The following is a 16341-nucleotide window of genomic DNA, read 5'->3' as shown; positions in this document are numbered from 1 at the left end:
TTACAAAAATTCATTTAAGAGCGGGCTGATGTAGCATAGGGTGGCCCAAAGGCAAAGCCTATAGCGTGTGAGAAGAATGGGAAACGGTGTTCTATGTCTGTTTTGGGTCGTCCGGGAGACGTGAAATGTGCAATCGGGCTCATGAGCGGGACATCAATGGACGGCATCGATGCCGCCATGATCTATACCGACGGCGTCAAGGTTGAGCGGCTCGGTCCTTCTCTGACCCTCCCATACACATCCGAAATGCGGGAGCAGGTGAAAGAGGGTTTGAGGCTCGCGACGTCCTGCACCAACAACACACCGATCCCAGACACAATAAAACAGCTTGAGCAAGAGCTGACCGACTGGCACGGCGACGCGGTTGAGGAGTTGTTGGGGGTGACCGGTCACACAGCCGCAGATGTCGATGTAATTGGCTTTCATGGCCAAACGCTTACCCACAGGCCTGACAGGCACTGGACGTGGCAGATTGGGGACGGTGGCCGCCTGGCCGGTCGTACAGGAATCAAGGTCGTCAATGATTTCCGCACAGCGGATGTCGGGGCCGGCGGCGAAGGGGCACCGCTTGTGCCGCTTTATCACGCTGCACTCCTTGCACGTTCGCGGCGGCATGAGGTTGTCGCAGTCCTGAACATCGGCGGCGTCGCGAATGTGACGTGGGTGTCCTTCAAAGCAAACCGGGAAGACCCGCAGATTATGGCATTTGACACTGGTCCCGGGAACGCGATGTTGGATGACTGGGCAGAGATACATACCGGGAACCCGATGGATACCGACGGCAACCTCGCAGCGCGTGGCCTTAACCACGAGGAAGTGGTCATGGGATTGATGGCGTCACCGTATTTTGATGAGCGGCCACCCAAAACACTCGACCGGGATGACTTCAACATACAGGCTGTGCGCGGGCTGTCGGCTGAAGATGGCGCTGCAACGCTGACCAACTTTATGGTGGAGTCCGTCGTTTCAGCGCAAAGTCATTTCCCAACCCCGCCAGAGGCTTGGTATGTCACGGGAGGCGGTCGCCATAACCCGACATTGATGCGCCGGTTGAGGAGACGCATGCCGGTTCTTGTGGACCCGATCGAGGTACTGGGGTTGCGCGGCGACGCGATTGAGGCTGAGGCATTTGCCTTCCTGGCGGTACGTTCGGTACGAGGTTTGCCACTGAGCCTGCCGGAGACAACAGGATGCAAGCAGCCAACGCCGGGCGGCGTACTGCATAAGCCACGTAAACGCCGTGCGGGCTGGCGAGAGTAAGATATAAAAAGGGCGCCATAGGGCGCCCTGATTTCACTGTGCCTTTGAAGGGCTTTATTCGCCTGCGCTCAGACGCATGTTGAGATAGGTATTTACCGACGCCATGAGATGGTTCAGCTCGTTTTCAAAGAAGTGGTTGGCCCCTTTGACATTATCATGGTGAATGGTGATCGCCTTCTGTGTCTTGAGCTTTTCAACCAGTTTCTGGATGGAAATCGGTGTCACAAGGTCGTCTTGGTCTGCTTGAATGATTAAGCCGGATGACGGGCAGGGCGCCAGGAACGAGAAGTCATACAGGTTTGCGGGCGGTGCCACCGAGATAAAGCCCTTGATCTCAGGGCGGCGCATCAGGAGTTGCATACCGATCCATGCACCGAAGGAAAATCCGGCGATCCAGGTGCCGGTCGAATTCGGGTTCATGGACTGAAGCCAGTCAAGCGCGCTTGCCGCATCCGACAACTCGCCTGTGCCCGCGTCAAATTCGCCCTGGCTGCGGCCAACGCCGCGGAAGTTGAAGCGAAGTGTCGCAAAACCACGGTGCGCAAAGGCGTGATACAGATAGTAACTGATCTTCTCATCCATTTTGCCGCCATATTGCGGATTGGAGTGCAGGATGAGGGCAACGGGCGCGGTGTCGGTTTTGCCGGGCTGATAACGGCCTTCGAGACGGCCTGCCGGTCCACTGAAAATAATTTCGGGCATCTGTGATCTTTAAGCGCTTATGGTTAAAAGTGCATGGAGCGGGATTCCCCCACAATGGCGTATTGAAACCCGTATATAGAATTTTAGTACCGAATCGCAAGCAAACTCGTGCGATCAGGTGAATTTAGAATTGAATGCGGATAGAATGACGCTTATGTCAGGCGCTATGAATAGCATGATTTATCTTGATTATAATGCCACCGCGCCCATCCGGGAGAGCGTGATAACCACCGTTGTGGAGACAATGGCGACCTGTGGGAACCCATCCTCAGTCCACGGCTTGGGCCGCGCGGCATGCGCCAGGGTGGAAGAGGCCCGGGCGCAGGTGGCTGCACTTGCAAACGCGCGCCCACGTGACGTGGTGTTCTGCTCAGGTGGTACTGAAGCCAGCAATACGGTGATTCGCGGCGCTGGCGCAAAAAGCCTGATTATATCTGGTATTGAGCATGACTGTGTAAGGGCAGCTGCCAAGGAAAGCGGGCTGGAGGTCTTTGAACTGGCGGTTAAGGCAAATGGTCTCGTTGATTTGGTAATGTTGAAAACCCTTCTTGAGACTGCACCCAAACCCGCCCTTGTTTCGGTCATGCTTGCCAACAATGAGATGGGTGTTATTCAACCTGTTGCCGAAATAGCGGCTCTTGCGCACGAAAATGGAGCGCTGGTGCATACCGATGCGGTGCAGGCGGCGGGCAAGATTATGCTGGACCGCAAGGCATTGGATGTTGATTACCTGACGCTCTCGGCACACAAGATTGGCGGGCCTCAAGGGATAGGCGCCATTGCGTTGGCTCCCACGGTGCCGCTTAAGGCGCTTATATCAGGCGGCGGGCAGGAGCTGTCGCGCAGGTCTGGTACAGAAAATGTGGCTGGCATTGCGGGCTTTGGTGTTGCCGCACTTGAAGCCATGGGTGATATTGGCCGGATGGGCGAGATTGCCGCTCTTAGGGATAGGCTGGAGAGTGCGGTCAAGGCACACGCCAACGACATTCACATCATTGGCGAAACATCGCCCAGGCTTGCCAATACCAGCTGTATCGCCATGCCTGGGGTGAAGGGCGAAACACAGGTCATGCATTTCGACCTTAACGGCATTTGTGTCTCGTCGGGCTCAGCGTGTTCAAGCGGCAAGGTCAAGGTAAGCCACGTGCTGACAGCGATGGGATTTGAACCCGGGATTGCGGAAGCGTCGATACGGGTATCTCTTGGCTACAAAACCACCGGGGACGACATCGACAAATTCATAAAGGCTTGGAAGTCGCTCTATGATCGTGTCCGGACACGGGGTTAACTCATGGCCATCAAAACCCCCATATACCTAGATTATCAATCGACAACGCCGATGGACCCCCGGGTGTTGGATGTGATGATGCCCTATCTGACGGAAGTATATGGAAACCCCCATTCGAGCACGCACGCCTTTGGCTGGCAAGCTGAGGCAGCGCTTGATTTTGCGCGTGAACAGGTTGCAGACGTTATTGGTGCCGGGGTGGATGAGATTTTTTTCACGTCCGGTGCGACAGAAGCCAATAATCTGGCCCTCAAGGGGGTTATGGATGTTTGGGGCAAAAAACGGCCCCACCTTGTTACCGTGACGACCGAACATAAATGTGTGCTTGAAGCCGCAAAAGCCTGTGAGCGGGCAGGGCACCGGGTAACAGTCCTACCCGTAAAAAGCGACGGCTTGCTCGACCTTTCCGCCCTCGAGGCTGCGGTAACCGACGATACCGCACTGGTTTCCGTCATGGCGGTCAACAACGAGATTGGCGTTATACAGGATTTGGTTGCAATCGGCCGCATTGCCCATGAAAAAGGCGCGCTTTTCCACACAGATGCCGCACAGGCTTTTGGCAAAGTCCCCCTTGATGTGGAGGCCATGAAGATCGATCTGATGAGCATATCTGCGCATAAAATATACGGCCCTAAAGGCGTTGGGGCGTTATACAAAAGAAGGACGCGGTCAACAGCGCTGACACCGCAAATGGTCGGTGGCGGGCAGGAGGGTGGCATTCGATCTGGCACCCAGGCCCCCGCTCTTGTGGCCGGGTTGGGAAAAGCAGCTGAAATCGCATCACAGGAAATGGCGCAAGAAGCGGGTCGTCTCGCACACATGATGGCGCGCTTTAAGGGCAAGCTTGTCAGTGCGCTTCCTGGTCTGCTTATCAATGGCAGCGAGACCAGCCGCTGGGCCGGTAATCTGAATATCAGCGTGCCGGAGGTAGATGGCGACCTTCTACTGGCGGGTATCCGCACTCTTGCGCTTTCCAGTGGAGCAGCCTGTGCTTCGGCCGTTCGCGGGCCATCCTATGTGCTGAACGCCATTGGGCGCAGTGAAAGCGAGGCCCGGTCAGCGCTGCGTATAGGGATCGGCAGGTTCACCACGGATGACGAGCTTGATCTCGCGGCAGAAACGCTCCTCAACGCTATTCACGATATTAAGGGGCATGCCGCATGAGCAAAGTCACCATCATCTTTGTACATCCTGATGGCCGTCAGCAGCCTGTTGAGACGGAAACTGGTGCAACCATCCTGCAGCTTGCGCACGAACAGGGTTTTGAAATGGAGGGAGCATGCGAGGGCAATATGGCGTGCTCCACCTGTCATGTGGTGGTAGATGAGGCTGACTTTGACCGGCTACCGGAGGCCAGTGAGGAGGAAGAGGAAATGCTTGACCTTGCGCTCGGACTTACCGCGACCTCCCGGCTTGGCTGCCAGATTTTAATAACCGACGAGTTGGACGGTATGACCCTTCATCTACCTGCGGCAACGCGGAACATGATGGGTTTCTAGGCCTTTTCCTGTTTTTCGCCTTGCTTGCTAATCAGCGTTGCTATGTCATTAAGTGGCAGTTTGGCAAGCTTGGCCCGGAAATCAGGCGCTGTTACATCCAGCGTTTCGTGGACCGGTTTAAACATATGCCGTGACGCACGCCATACGATTGCGATATCCGAGTTTCTGACCCGGGCGACCGATAGTGTTGGGTGATAGTCATAAATCCAGGCTAGAAGTTGTTCATTGACTGGGTTGCCGCCATCAATAATCCAGATTGATTTGAGGCTGGCAAGGGTCAGCGAGGCATTAAAAGCCCGAAGCGCAATGCTCGCATCATCCTGTTGCCTGAAACAGAAGAGATCAATCACGCCACCAAAGGGACGCGTGGTGAAATACTGATCGGCTGTAACCTCCATGTAGGTGGCGCCAGCATCCTTGAGGGGCGCGAGGTCGAAAGGCAGGCTTGGGCCGACGGCCACAGCGCGTGCAGGGGCGCAAACAGCCGCGACGGAATTTGTCCTTGGCCACAGTTCCACACATGTGTGTTTTTTATAGAAGCCGATAATCGACCGGGTGACATTCTCCAGTGACTTGGGGAGAGGGTGCCACGGTTTTGCCTGGCGTTTGGCCCCCAATTCGGCCAGCAGAACGTCCAGGTTGGACCAGATCCAGTTTGACTCCCAGTGTTTCAGGCCATCTGACCATTTCATCCTTGGCGGCGAGATGATCCGCTGGTTGATGCCTGCCGCCTCCGCGATCAGGCAGTAGTCGAAAATCACTTTGCGCCCACGCGCAAATATTGTGACCTTGCCCTTGTACTCGGGCATCAGAACAAGCGTATGGAGCGCGGAGCCCTCAACACCGGCGATATGCTCGGCGTCCGCTAGCATATCAAGCTGGGCTCGGATACTGTGTTCCTGCGGGTGAAATATCGTCCAGCCGTTCTCGGCCAGAATTTCCTCGAGCGCAGGTTCATTAAAGACGATGGCACGGTCAAGCCGACTGCGGGATAACCACACTTTTTTGCCAGGAATGCAGTCTTTCGCACCTTGCAAGGTCAGCGCTTTTCTCTGTTCGTCGGAATACCGGGTATGGATGATGTAGCCGTCATGCGGGACGATCAGCGTCTCTACCTCGGTGGGCTCGGTGACCAACCGCATAGGGTTCTGGAGGCCGTAGAGATCAAATAACTGGCGTTGAATTTCATTGAAGGTGCTTTGGTTATGCACGCCAAGCCACACCAGAGGTATCTCGGGGTGTTTTTTGATAAACCAAAGACGTGAAAGGCTTTCGAGCAGAAAATGCCCGTAATGGGGAAACAGATAGCCCGCAAAGATGTGGCAGCCGTCGAGCCGTTCCTTGCAGGGCTCGATATCCCTTGGCAAATTCATTTGAGACGTGTTGATCGATTGCCCGGTTGTGGTGTCCCATTTGCCCGCGACGAGTTTTGCCCCCTGCCGGTATTGCCGGATGAGAAACGCATGTTCAATGGGCTTGTGCGCGCAGTCAAAAACACCACCTTCAGCGCCGCCCGCTGTAAACGGCTTCTCCTCGCTGCCGAGTAAAGGCAGTAGAATTGCGTTGCTGTAGCGAGGCGCGGAATCAATCTCAGTCATAAAAATCACTCAATTAAATTCAGGTACAGCGTTGCATAATTAACTATGTCAGCCTTGGCAAGGTCAGCCGGCTAAGGATACGATAGACCAGCCCGTTGTAATTTGGTATTTATTGGCCCACCAACAGCTAGTCCAGAGTATATAAAAACAAAGATGCGAGGATATATTCATGACACGAAACATGATTTTTGGCGGGGCCATAGCCGGTGTTATTGCGGTTGTTGCCATCTCCGGGTTTTTTTCCGATAATCGGTCATCAGAGGCCAGTTGGAGCTTCAGCCATGAAGTCAGCGGTGATGAGCTGGTGATTGAGAGTGACAGCCGCCGTACGGTCGTGCGCACCTCAAAGGGTGACGTGGACTGCGACAAAAACGATGGCAGCGTTACCATCACCCGGGCCAATGGACAGGAAATAACCATCACCTGCGATTGACGACAGCAAGTGCTGAGCGTTTTGAGATTACTCGAAACGCTCGGGCAAATGGTCGTCGTCCACGAGGTCGGTAAAGCGGGTGCATTCTTTCTCGAACGCCAGATGCACAGTGCCCACAGGGCCGTGCCGTTGTTTGCCGATAATCACTTCTGCCTTACCGTATAGCGCTTGCATCTGGGCTTGCCACTCCGCATGTTTGGTCTGATCGCCTTCGCCGGGTTGTTCTTTCTCTTTGTAATACTCTTCCCGGAATACAAACATGACCATATCAGCATCCTGCTCGATCGAGCCCGATTCCCGCAGGTCGGATAACATTGGCCGCTTGTTTTCACGTTGTTCCACGCCGCGGCTGAGCTGGGAAAGCGCTATGACTGGGACATGAAGTTCTTTTGCCAAGCCTTTGAGGCCGCGTGTAATTTCAGATATTTCCTGCACGCGGCTGTCAGCTGCGGTACCCTTGCCTGAGCCACGAAGAAGCTGAAGGTAATCGACGACCACAAGCCCAAGGTTGTGTTGGCGTTTGAGGCGGCGGGCGCGGTTCCTGAGAGCTGCAATTGTCAGCGCGGGGGTATCATCAATAAAGAGGGGCGTTTCCTCAAGCTCAATGGCAGCCCGGGCGATGGCTTCGAACTGTTCCTGGGTTAGCTTGCCTTGCCGCATGGCGTGCGACTGAATCGGCTCCGGCCCGCTATAGTTATAGTTCGCCCGGTCCGAGAGAATACGCGCCGCCAACTGGTCAGCGGACATCTCAAGACTAAAGAAGCAAACCACAGCCCCCTTCGAGCGTTCCGGCTCTATGCCTGCTAGGCGGTCATCGGCGTAACGTTTGGCGGCATTGAACGCGATATTGGTGGCGAGCGCGGTTTTCCCCATGGCTGGACGTCCAGCAAGAATCACAAGGTCCGAGTTATGTAGCCCGCCGATTTTTTCGTTTAGGCGAGAGAGGCCGGTATCAATCCCCGAAAGGCTATCTGGGTCCTTATAGGCATTCTCGATATTCTCCACAGCTGTTCTGAGGGCGCGCGAGAAGGGCTGCGCGCCCGATTCCGCTTGTCCAAGCTCCGCGAGATCAAAAAGCTGCTTCTCTGCATCCGCGATCTGTTCGGTGGCCTCCGCATCAACGGGCGCATCATAAGCGTCGTTGACCATGGTTTCACCGATTTGGATCAATGCGCGACGCAAGGCCAGATCATAGATTGTTCGGCCATAGTCTTCGGTGTTGATGATAGTCGCCGCAGATGCAGCCAGCCGCACGAGATAACGCGCACCACCGACATCCTTGAGTGCCTCGTCATTTTCAAAGTAGGGCTTGAGCTTGACGGGGTCCGCGATCTGGTTCTTGTCCATCAACTTAAGCACGGAAGAATAGATGCGTCCATGAACGGGCTCATAGAAGTGCTCGGGCAGGAGAAAACCCTGAACTTTCTGTGCGGCCTCGTTATTGACAAGAATCGAGCCCAGAAGCGCCTGCTCAGCCTCAAGATTGTGAGGGGCCTGGCGATAAGTGAGCGAGTCTTGTTCGTCGTTGGCAGCGTCTGATTTCAGCGCTTCCATGAGGCGGCCTCCGTATATGGGCGTTTCTTCCTGGGCCCGGGTTTTGTGCTGCGAATCTGTGTCGCTGTCCCGGCTATGACGGGCACAATGCCACAGCGCGAGATAGGTAAAAACCGCTAATTCAGCTTATCCACTAAGAAGTTTTCCACAGGGGTATAACTCTGGGGATAACTTGGTGAAGCTGTAGAGCGTTGTAAAAGAAAAGGCGGCCCCAAAGGACCGCCTTCCCGGAAATCTATGTGAGAGAAGCTTACGCGTCAGCTTTTTCAGCGTCTTCGTCGTCAGCGGCAGTAGCCACTTCTTCAACGGCTTCCTCAGGAGCTTCTTCTTCAAAAAGCTCTTCAACGGTTTCTTCTTCGACAAAATCGTCTTCAATGTCGCTGACACCGCCGGTTACAGCGGAACCGGTCGAGAACTGAGTTTCAGCTTCAGCGTCTGAACGAGCGATGTTGACAACAACCGTCTTGGACACTTCAGGGTGCAGGCGGATCACAACGTCGTGCAGGCCGAGTGTTTTGATGGCGCGGTCGAGAACAACCTGATTGCGGCTGATGGATACACCAGCTTCCGTTACCGCATCAGCAATATCACGGCTCGTTACCGAACCATAAAGCTGACCGCTTTCACCAGCAGCGCGAACCATGACGACCTTGAGGTCGCCCATTTTCTCGGCCACGGATTCAGCTTCTTTACGGCGCTCGAGGTTTTCTGCTTCAAGGCGGGCCTTGTCGGCTTCAAACGCAGCTTTGTTCGACGCGGTAGCGCGAAGAGCCTTGTTTTGCGGCAGCAGGAAGTTACGGGCAAAACCGTCTTTAACGGTGACGACATCGCCCATCTGGCCGAGTTTCTCGACGCGTTCCAGCAGGATGACTTGCATTTTATGTCTCCTTAGGGTGAGCGATTAGCTGACGATGAACGGCAGCAGGGCGATGTTACGGGCGCGTTTGATCGCTTTAGCGAGCTCGCGCTGTTTCTTTGCAGAAACAGCCGTGATACGGCTCGGCACGATTTTGCCGCGCTCAGAAACATATTTCTGAAGCAGTTTTACGTCTTTGTAATCAATTACTTGTGCATTTTCGCCGGAAAACGGACACGTTTTGCGACGGCGGAAAAAAGGACGACGAGCAGCCATTAGCGGGGCCTCCTTTCGCCACGAGGCTCACGGGGCCCGCGGCGCTCTTTGTCAGCTTTGGCGCGAAGAACGATGCTGTCACCTTCTTCAAGCTCTTCTACACGGATGGTCATGAAGCGAATAACGTCTTCATGAAGGCGTGCTTGACGCTCCATCTCTGAAATCGCAGCGTGCGGCGCATCAATGTTCAGAAGAACATAATGGCCTTTGCGGTTTTTCTTGATTTTGTATGCGAGGTTCTTGAGACCCCAGTATTCGGTCTTAGCGACCTTGCCGTCATTCTCCTCGATGATCTTGGAGAGGTCGGCCGTGATGCTTTCCACCTGCGAGGCATTTACGTCCTGCCGCGCGATGAAAACATGCTCGTACGTAGCCATGTTTTGCTCCTGTATGCTGATCGTTCACCAGTCGCGATGACGGGTGCCTCCAGCTTTCCTTAACAAATATCCTGTGACATAACGGCAGGGCAATGCGCCAAAACCGGGACTCAGGACGCGCCTCTATAACGCCGCCCCCCCGGAAATGCAAGGGAAAGCCTGTCTCAGGCGAATAAATTACTCTAAGCTCTTGCGCTGACGTTACGGCCTGTGCCATTTGGCGCTACAGTAGAAGGGCAATTGGAGATGCTGATATGACTCGTGCACTTGTATTCCCAGGCCAAGGCAGCCAGTTTGTCGGCATGGGAAAAGCGCTGGCCGACGCGGAAGAAGCCGCGCGCCTCGTGTTTGAAGAAGTAGATGATGCGCTCTCGCAGCATCTCTCGAAAATTATGTGGGAAGGCCCGGAGGATGACCTCCGACTGACCGAGAACACCCAACCGGCCCTTATGGCCGCATCCCTTGCCGTCATCCGTGTTCTTGAGGCCGGTGGGCTGAAAGTTGCTGACCTCGCGAGCCATGTTGCCGGACATTCGCTTGGCGAATATTCAGCGCTGGCAGCAGCGGGCGCTTTTTCGGTCGGCGATGCCGCTAAACTGCTTAAGCGTCGCGGGCAGGCGATGCAGCGCGCCGTGCCGGTTGGAGAAGGGGCAATGGCTGCAATCCTTGGTCTTAGCCTTGAAGATGTGAATGCAGTTGCTGAAGAGGCATCCAAGGTAGGTGTGTGCGTCGCGGCAAACGATAATGCGGACGGTCAGGTTGTCGTCTCGGGCCACAAGGCTGCCGTTGAACGCGCAATCGAGCTGGCAAAGGAAAACGGCGCCAAGCGCGGTTTGCTTCTTCCTGTATCCGCTCCCTTTCATTGCCCGCTAATGAAGCCTGCGGCGGACGAAATGAAAGAAGCGCTTTCTGAAGTGATAATTGAACGTCCGGTAGTGCCTGTCATTGCCAATGTGATCGCGGCACCCATCAGTGAGCCAGAAGGCATTCGCACGCTTCTTATTGAACAAGTGACTGCCTCCGTGCGTTGGCGTGAGAGTGTGTCCGCTTTCTCCTCCCTTGGGGTGCATGAGGTTGTTGAAGTTGGGGCGGGTAAAGTGCTGACCGGCCTCGTACGTCGTATCGATCGCGACCTTGCGACAGTAAACCTGCAAGACCCGGCCGACATTGAAGCGTTCACAGCTTCGCTTTAAGTATAAGGAAATTATGGATGTTTGATCTATCAGGCAAAAAAGCGCTTGTGACAGGTGCCACAGGCGGTATTGGCGCTTCAATCGCAAAGGCATTGCATGCCGCGGGCGCAGAGGTTGCCATATCTGGCACGCGTGCAGAAAAGCTTCAGGAGCTGGCCGCTGAGCTGGGGGGCAGGGTACATGTGATTGCAGCCAACCTTTCAGACCGTACCAGCGTAGACCAGTTGGTCAAAGATGCCGGGGAAGTGCTTGGCAGCGTTGATATTCTCGTGAATAACGCCGGTATCACGAAAGACAACCTGGCCATGCGGATGAAGGAAGACGAGTGGGACAGCGTGATGCAGGTCAATCTTGAGTCGGCCTTCCGCCTTATTAAAGGCTTAATGCGAGGTATGATGAAAGCTCGCTGGGGACGGGTGGTAAACATCACATCCGTCGTTGGTGTAACCGGCAATCCCGGCCAGGCGAACTATTGCGCCTCAAAGGCAGGGATGATTGGCATGTCGAAGGCGCTGGCTGCCGAGTTGGCAAGCCGTGGCATCACGGTTAACTGCGTAGCCCCCGGCTTTATCGCAACGCCAATGACAGAAGTCCTTACGGATGAGCAGAAGGCGGCGATTACAAACGGTATTCCGTCAGGTGAGCTGGGCTCCCCGGAGGATATTGCATCTGCTGTCTTGTATCTGGCATCAAATGAGGCCAAATACGTGACGGGCCAAACTCTCCATGTCAATGGTGGTCTGGCAATGATCTAAAAGGTTGCGCCTCCAGCCTATTTTTTGATTGGCAGCAGGGGGGGGAACTTGATAGAGGTAGGGGCCAAGGCACCTGCCATAAAAACATAACAGAGTCTTCTCAAAGAGGGGAAACTGTGTTACTAGCGCCCTCGATGCGGGCGATCTGGCTCAAGATTGCTAGGATTTCCGCACGCGAGGGGGTTCACAACAAGGGACTGTCCCCTTACATTTCGGTGTAGAAAACGAGGAAAAAAGCAATGAGCGATATCGCCGACAAGGTGAAGAAGATCGTAGTCGAGCACCTTGGTGTTGACGAAGACAAAGTAACCGAAAACGCTAGCTTCATTGACGATCTGGGCGCTGATAGCCTGGATACGGTTGAGCTGGTTATGGCGTTTGAAGAAGAATTCGGTATTGAGATCCCGGACGATGCGGCTGAAAAAATTCAGACCGTTAAAGACGCGATCGACTTTATTAGCGCGAATTCCTAAGCTGGATCTGCTATTCAGTGGGGGCAACAGCCGGGCCGGTTGAGGTGGGCTGTTGCCCTTTTTTCATTTTCTGTCAATTTTGGGCTGATTTTTGAGAATTAAGGATCGACAGATGAGACGAGTAGTTGTGACGGGACTGGGCATGGTATCGCCACTCGCCAACGGCGTGAACGATACCTGGAGCCGCCTGATTGAAGGTCAATCCGGCGCGGGTCAAATCACCTTGTTTGATGCAAGTGAGTATCCTTGTAAAATCGCGTGTGAGGTGCCGTTGGGAGATGGCTCCAATGGGTCATTCAACCCGGATGACTGGATGGCGCCTAAAGACCAGCGTCGAGTTGATAATTTTATTTTGTTTGGTATGGCCGCAGGTATCCAAGCTGCGCGCGACGCGGGATGGGAAGATCCCGGTGAAGAAGAATGCCTGCGCACTGGCGTTATGATTGGTGCGGGGATTGGCGGCTTGAAATGGATTGCAGACTCGGCCGTACTGCTGCACGAACGGGGTCACCGCCGGATCAGCCCGCACTTTATCGCGGGGTCGATCATCAATCTGGTATCCGGTAATGTTTCGATCAAATATGGTTACAAGGGTCCCAATCACGCACCGGTGACGGCTTGCTCGACTGGTGCACACGCCATCGGTGATGCCGCCCGGCTTATTGCACTTGATGATGCGGACGTAATGCTGGCTGGCGGTGCAGAGGCATCTATCTGCGGGATTGGCATGGCGGGCTTTAGCCAGGCAAAAGCACTTTCAACCCGGTATAATGACACACCTGAGGCCGCTTCCCGCCCATGGGACAAGGGCCATGACGGCTTTGTCATGGGGGAAGGTGCCGGCGTCGTTGTGCTTGAAGAGCTTGAACATGCCAAAAAGCGCGGCGCAAAAATTTATGCCGAAGTGACCGGTTACGGTATGTCAGGTGACGGGTATCATGTCACCGCACCAGCGCCTGACGGCAATGGTGGTTTCCGTTCCATGCAGGCCGCGTTGAAGCGTGCGGGCATCGATGCGAGTGATCTTGATTATATCAACGCTCACGGCACCTCCACCCCCGTTGGTGATCCGATTGAGTTTGGCGCGGTCAAACGCTTGCTGGGAAGTGCGGCCGACAAGGTTGCAATGTCATCGACGAAGTCTTCCATTGGCCACCTTCTGGGTGCAGCAGGCGCGGTTGAAGCGATTTTCTGCATTAAGTCAATTGAGACAGGCGTTATCCCACCAACGTTGAATTTGCATGAACGGGCTGAGGGCTGCGAGGGGATAGACCTTGTGCCGCTCGTTGCTCAGGAACGCAAGGTACAGGCGGCTCTGTCAAATTCGTTTGGCTTTGGCGGCACAAATGCGTCACTGGTGGTGCGGGAATACAACGGCGACTGATAATCGCGATAGAAATAAAAAGACCGGCTTTGGTGTTGACGCAGTGGCTGTTAGGCTAACGTCATGATCCGAAGCCGGTTTTTATTTATGGCCGTTGTTGTGCTTGCTGCTGTCGTGATTGTTGGCGGCACGGGTGCAGGCATCATGCGGCATATTCTCAGCCGCGAACTGCCAACAAACGACACGCAATATTTCTATATTGAACGCGGTTCGGGGCTTTTGCGTACCAGTTACCTTGCGCAGGAAAAAGGGCTTGTCAGTACACGGTGGCACTTCATGCTTGCCGCTCAACTGCTGGGGATGGAACGAAGTCTTCAAGCGGGTGAATACGAGCTTGGGCCCAGCATGTCCTTGAGGGATGTTTTTGACAAGATCAGGCAAGGAGAGCGTTACTTTCGTCGTGTTGCGATTCCCGAAGGCCTGAGTTCAAAAGAGGTTGAGGTACTGTTGCGACAGAGTTTTGGGCTGGACACCAAGGGGCTTGTCGCACCGGGCGAGGGAACGCTTTTACCAGATACATATTTCTACGAACGTGGCGACCAGGCGACCAGTATCCTCAAGCGCATGACCGGCAAGCAAGCCGAACTGATTGCTAAACTGTGGGACAATCGTGCGCCGGGACTGCCATTTGATACAATTGATGAGGCGCTTACCTTGGCATCGATCGTTGAGAAAGAGACAGCCGTTGCCGAAGAAAGAGCTATGGTCGCCGCCGTCTTCGTGAACCGGCTCAGGAAAGGTATGCGCCTCCAGTCCGACCCAACGGTGATCTACGGCATCACGGGAGGCATAGCGCTTGGCCGCCCTATCAGTCGTGCGGATCTAAACGCGACAACACCTTATAACACCTATCGCGTTGCTGGTCTGCCTCCCACCCCCATTGCCAACCCCGGGCGGCAGTCTATTGCAGCGGTTCTTAATCCTGCAGACGTTCCCTACCTATATTTTGTCGCAGACGGCACCGGTGGCCATGCGTTTGCCACCAGCCTGGAAGATCATAACCGCAATGTGGCACGTTGGCGTCAGTTTGAGCGAAAATCCCGCCCTTAGACCATTTGGTCAGGAATAGTGGGTGCCGTTTCCGGTTTATCTCCCCTATAGTGCTGGCTCGAAGGTTTTTGGAGGGAGTGTCTATGCCGCTCAGCAGCATGACCGGTTTTGCCCGCGGTGCAGGGGAAGGTGCCGGGTTTCGGTGGAACTGGGAAATAAAAAGCGTCAACAACAAAGGGCTTGAGGTACGGTGTAAACTGCCGGCCTTCCTTGATGGTTTTGATCTCCAGATCAAAAAGATAGTAACAGCTGCGCTCGCGCGTGGCTCCGTATTCATCAATGTTTCTGTGACCCGGGACGGCGATGAGGCTGTTTTTGAGATCAACGAAGAGCGGTTGAAAGCCCTGATCGAGGTGGCAGCCAAATATGGTGGGCATGGCGGCATTGCGCAGGCCAGCATCGACGGTTTGCTCTCGATAAAGGGCGTGGCGGATATCGCTGTGCGGGAAATGGGCGATGAAGAGCGCGACAGTCTTGAGGCTGCGCTTGAAGCGTCTCTCGGTGCTCTCCTCGCCGATCTCAAAAGAGCGCGGGATGGGGAGGGCGCACGCATGGCCGATGTGCTCAAGTCGCAACTGGATGCCATTGAAGAGCTGTCGAACGCCGCGCGGGATGCTGCGGGTGACCGGGTTCAGGCGATGCAGTCCCGTTTCCTGTCTCAGCTCACACGCCTGCAAAACGCTGACAAGCCGGTGTCGGACGAACGCCTGGCACAGGAAGTGGCCATTATCGCGGTGAAGGCCGACGTGCAGGAAGAACTGGATCGGCTTGATAGTCATGTTGCAGAGGCAAGAAAACTTCTGGCTAGTGACAAGCCGGTGGGGAGAAGGCTGGATTTCCTTTGTCAGGAATTTAACCGTGAAGCGAACACTTTATGTTCGAAATCTGGCGATTCGGCATTGACGAAGATCGGCCTAGACCTTAAGGCACTGATCGATCAATTCCGTGAACAAGTTCAAAATATTGAATAACAGCTAACAGGCCGGCCCACATGACTGTGAAATCCGTTTATTCTCGCCGCGGGCTTATGCTCGTTATCTCGTCTCCGTCTGGTGCGGGCAAAACCACACTGACAAGACGCCTGTTGGCGGAGGACGATGAAATCGTTATGTCGGTTTCAGCGACCACACGGGAGGCCCGCCCGGGCGAGGAGCACGGAAAGGACTATTTTTTCGTCAGCCACGAACGTTTTAAGGAGATGATTGAAGGCGATGAGCTTTTGGAACACGCTGTTGTCTTCGAGAACCGTTACGGTACACCCCGTGGGCCTGTAATGGATGCACTGGGCCAAGGCCGTGATGTCATTTTTGATATCGACTGGCAGGGTGCCCAACAACTTGATTCCAGCACACGGGCCATTGACCTTGTCCGCATATTCATCCTGCCCCCATCGGTGAAAGCACTTGAAGATCGCTTAAAGAAACGCGGGCAAGATACGGAAGAAACAATAAGAAAACGTATGGCACAGGCTGAGGCCGAGATAAGCCATTGGGCTGAGTATGACTATGTTCTGGTCAATGATGATCTGGACGAGACGTTCGAGTCCTTGAGAAATATTATCCGCGCTGAGCGCTTGCACAGGGAACGCCGGCCCGGCTTGTCAGAGTTTGTGCGCAACCTGCAAGCGGAACGACAATAGGTAG

The 16341-nt window shown here is 54.7% G+C and carries 18 protein-coding genes; 12 read left to right on the top strand and 6 right to left on the bottom strand.

Features of this window, described 5'->3' with window-relative positions; genetic code table 11:
• Positions 1-93 precede the first annotated feature (93 nt).
• Positions 94-1260, top strand: coding sequence for an anhydro-N-acetylmuramic acid kinase (locus tag OEU85_RS12185; RefSeq protein WP_262691753.1), 1167 nt, complete (start codon positions 94-96; stop codon positions 1258-1260).
• A 54-nt stretch (positions 1261-1314) separates the two neighbouring features.
• Here OEU85_RS12185 and OEU85_RS12180 read toward each other — a convergent pair whose 3' ends face one another.
• Positions 1315-1962 (bottom strand): alpha/beta hydrolase, encoded by a 648-nt coding sequence (locus OEU85_RS12180; protein ID WP_262691752.1) that lies wholly within the window; start codon positions 1960-1962, stop codon positions 1315-1317.
• A 154-nt stretch (positions 1963-2116) separates the two neighbouring features.
• On the opposite strand from OEU85_RS12180, the gene OEU85_RS12175 reads away from it, so the two are divergent.
• From OEU85_RS12175 to OEU85_RS12165, 3 genes are read left to right on the top strand one after another with little or no spacing between them, the layout of a single operon-like run.
• Positions 2117-3250 carry a cysteine desulfurase family protein gene (locus OEU85_RS12175; RefSeq protein ID WP_262691751.1) on the top strand — a complete coding sequence of 378 codons (1134 nt, stop codon included), beginning with the start codon at positions 2117-2119 and terminating at the stop codon, positions 3248-3250.
• A gap of 3 nt (positions 3251-3253) precedes the next feature.
• The gene (locus OEU85_RS12170) at positions 3254-4414 is read left to right on the top strand and encodes a cysteine desulfurase family protein (protein ID WP_262691750.1); all 1161 of its coding nucleotides are present in this window, start codon (positions 3254-3256) and stop codon (positions 4412-4414) included.
• Entirely contained in the window at positions 4411-4749 is a 339-nt protein-coding gene (locus tag OEU85_RS12165) for a ferredoxin family 2Fe-2S iron-sulfur cluster binding protein (RefSeq protein ID WP_262691749.1), read from the top strand. Before OEU85_RS12170 ends, OEU85_RS12165 begins: the two co-directional genes overlap by 4 nt.
• On the opposite strand, the gene OEU85_RS12160 is transcribed toward OEU85_RS12165, so the two are convergent.
• Positions 4746-6347, bottom strand: a complete 1602-nt coding sequence (locus OEU85_RS12160; RefSeq protein WP_262691748.1) for a glycosyltransferase family 61 protein — start codon at positions 6345-6347, stop codon at positions 4746-4748. The genes OEU85_RS12165 and OEU85_RS12160 overlap by 4 nt on opposite strands.
• A 169-nt stretch (positions 6348-6516) precedes the next feature.
• Here OEU85_RS12160 and OEU85_RS12155 point away from each other — a divergent pair, with 169 nt between their 5' ends.
• Complete coding sequence (locus OEU85_RS12155; RefSeq protein WP_262691747.1) at positions 6517-6780, top strand: hypothetical protein; 264 nt, start codon at positions 6517-6519, stop codon at positions 6778-6780.
• Between the two features lie 27 nt (positions 6781-6807).
• Here the strand turns inward: OEU85_RS12155 and OEU85_RS12150 are convergent, their stop codons facing one another.
• From OEU85_RS12150 to rpsF, 4 genes are all read right to left on the bottom strand, one after another.
• Complete coding sequence (locus OEU85_RS12150) at positions 6808-8334, bottom strand: replicative DNA helicase (protein ID WP_262691746.1); 1527 nt, start codon at positions 8332-8334, stop codon at positions 6808-6810.
• A gap of 250 nt (positions 8335-8584) precedes the next feature.
• Positions 8585-9211, bottom strand: a complete 627-nt coding sequence (gene rplI / locus OEU85_RS12145; protein WP_262691745.1) for a 50S ribosomal protein L9 — start codon at positions 9209-9211, stop codon at positions 8585-8587.
• 24 nt (positions 9212-9235) lie between these two features.
• A complete protein-coding gene (gene rpsR, locus OEU85_RS12140; protein WP_020399103.1) occupies positions 9236-9466 on the bottom strand; it encodes a 30S ribosomal protein S18 in 231 nt (76 codons plus the stop codon).
• Positions 9466-9843: a 30S ribosomal protein S6 gene (rpsF, locus tag OEU85_RS12135; RefSeq protein WP_262691743.1), complete on the bottom strand. Its 378-nt coding sequence runs from the start codon at positions 9841-9843 to the stop codon at positions 9466-9468. The genes rpsR and rpsF overlap by 1 nt, the downstream gene beginning before the upstream one ends.
• 254 nt (positions 9844-10097) lie before the next feature.
• On the opposite strand from rpsF, the gene fabD reads away from it, so the two are divergent.
• The 7 genes from fabD to gmk all read left to right on the top strand — a co-directional run bounded on the left by fabD (position 10098) and on the right by gmk (position 16337).
• Positions 10098-11036 carry an ACP S-malonyltransferase gene (fabD, locus tag OEU85_RS12130; protein WP_262691742.1) on the top strand — a complete coding sequence of 313 codons (939 nt, stop codon included), beginning with the start codon at positions 10098-10100 and terminating at the stop codon, positions 11034-11036.
• A gap of 17 nt (positions 11037-11053) precedes the next feature.
• Entirely contained in the window at positions 11054-11791 is a 738-nt protein-coding gene (gene fabG / locus OEU85_RS12125) for a 3-oxoacyl-[acyl-carrier-protein] reductase (RefSeq protein WP_262691741.1), read from the top strand.
• A gap of 239 nt (positions 11792-12030) precedes the next feature.
• Positions 12031-12264 carry an acyl carrier protein gene (locus tag OEU85_RS12120; RefSeq protein WP_020399099.1) on the top strand — a complete coding sequence of 78 codons (234 nt, stop codon included), beginning with the start codon at positions 12031-12033 and terminating at the stop codon, positions 12262-12264.
• A 112-nt stretch (positions 12265-12376) separates the two neighbouring features.
• Positions 12377-13648, top strand: coding sequence for a beta-ketoacyl-ACP synthase II (fabF, locus tag OEU85_RS12115; protein WP_262691740.1), 1272 nt, complete (start codon positions 12377-12379; stop codon positions 13646-13648).
• A 63-nt stretch (positions 13649-13711) separates the two neighbouring features.
• The gene (gene mltG / locus OEU85_RS12110; protein ID WP_262691739.1) at positions 13712-14698 is read left to right on the top strand and encodes an endolytic transglycosylase MltG; all 987 of its coding nucleotides are present in this window, start codon (positions 13712-13714) and stop codon (positions 14696-14698) included.
• A gap of 83 nt (positions 14699-14781) precedes the next feature.
• Positions 14782-15669: a YicC/YloC family endoribonuclease gene (locus OEU85_RS12105; RefSeq protein ID WP_262691738.1), complete on the top strand. Its 888-nt coding sequence runs from the start codon at positions 14782-14784 to the stop codon at positions 15667-15669.
• Positions 15670-15689: 20 nt separating this feature from the next.
• Entirely contained in the window at positions 15690-16337 is a 648-nt protein-coding gene (gene gmk, locus OEU85_RS12100) for a guanylate kinase (RefSeq protein WP_262691737.1), read from the top strand.
• The last annotated feature ends 4 nt before the right edge of the window (positions 16338-16341 follow it).

Origin of the sequence: Kordiimonas aestuarii (genome assembly GCF_025574465.1) — a bacterium.
In the GTDB taxonomy this organism is placed as follows: domain Bacteria; phylum Pseudomonadota; class Alphaproteobacteria; order Sphingomonadales; family Kordiimonadaceae; genus Kordiimonas; species Kordiimonas aestuarii.
The sequence above is the reverse complement of the archived record's forward strand: the minus strand, read 5'-3'. Positions and strand labels throughout refer to the sequence as shown.

Bases quoted from the DNA above. Each gene is read 5' to 3' on its own strand.
- OEU85_RS12160 (WP_262691748.1), bottom strand. From the start codon at position 6,347: ATGACTGAGATTGATTCCGCGCCTCGCTACAGCAACGCAATTCTACTG.
- fabF (WP_262691740.1), top strand. From the start codon at position 12,377: ATGAGACGAGTAGTTGTGACGGGACTGGGCATGGTATCGCCACTCGCC.
- rpsR (WP_020399103.1), bottom strand. From the start codon at position 9,466: ATGGCTGCTCGTCGTCCTTTTTTCCGCCGTCGCAAAACGTGTCCGTTT.
- OEU85_RS12185 (WP_262691753.1), top strand. From the start codon at position 94: ATGTCTGTTTTGGGTCGTCCGGGAGACGTGAAATGTGCAATCGGGCTC.
- fabG (WP_262691741.1), top strand. From the start codon at position 11,054: ATGTTTGATCTATCAGGCAAAAAAGCGCTTGTGACAGGTGCCACAGGC.
- OEU85_RS12175 (WP_262691751.1), top strand. From the start codon at position 2,117: ATGTCAGGCGCTATGAATAGCATGATTTATCTTGATTATAATGCCACC.
- OEU85_RS12120 (WP_020399099.1), top strand. From the start codon at position 12,031: ATGAGCGATATCGCCGACAAGGTGAAGAAGATCGTAGTCGAGCACCTT.
- OEU85_RS12155 (WP_262691747.1), top strand. From the start codon at position 6,517: ATGACACGAAACATGATTTTTGGCGGGGCCATAGCCGGTGTTATTGCG.
- rpsF (WP_262691743.1), bottom strand. From the start codon at position 9,843: ATGGCTACGTACGAGCATGTTTTCATCGCGCGGCAGGACGTAAATGCC.
- OEU85_RS12165 (WP_262691749.1), top strand. From the start codon at position 4,411: ATGAGCAAAGTCACCATCATCTTTGTACATCCTGATGGCCGTCAGCAG.
- fabD (WP_262691742.1), top strand. From the start codon at position 10,098: ATGACTCGTGCACTTGTATTCCCAGGCCAAGGCAGCCAGTTTGTCGGC.
- gmk (WP_262691737.1), top strand. From the start codon at position 15,690: ATGACTGTGAAATCCGTTTATTCTCGCCGCGGGCTTATGCTCGTTATC.
- OEU85_RS12150 (WP_262691746.1), bottom strand. From the start codon at position 8,334: ATGGAAGCGCTGAAATCAGACGCTGCCAACGACGAACAAGACTCGCTC.
- rplI (WP_262691745.1), bottom strand. From the start codon at position 9,211: ATGCAAGTCATCCTGCTGGAACGCGTCGAGAAACTCGGCCAGATGGGC.
- OEU85_RS12180 (WP_262691752.1), bottom strand. From the start codon at position 1,962: ATGCCCGAAATTATTTTCAGTGGACCGGCAGGCCGTCTCGAAGGCCGT.
- OEU85_RS12170 (WP_262691750.1), top strand. From the start codon at position 3,254: ATGGCCATCAAAACCCCCATATACCTAGATTATCAATCGACAACGCCG.
- mltG (WP_262691739.1), top strand. From the start codon at position 13,712: ATGATCCGAAGCCGGTTTTTATTTATGGCCGTTGTTGTGCTTGCTGCT.
- OEU85_RS12105 (WP_262691738.1), top strand. From the start codon at position 14,782: ATGCCGCTCAGCAGCATGACCGGTTTTGCCCGCGGTGCAGGGGAAGGT.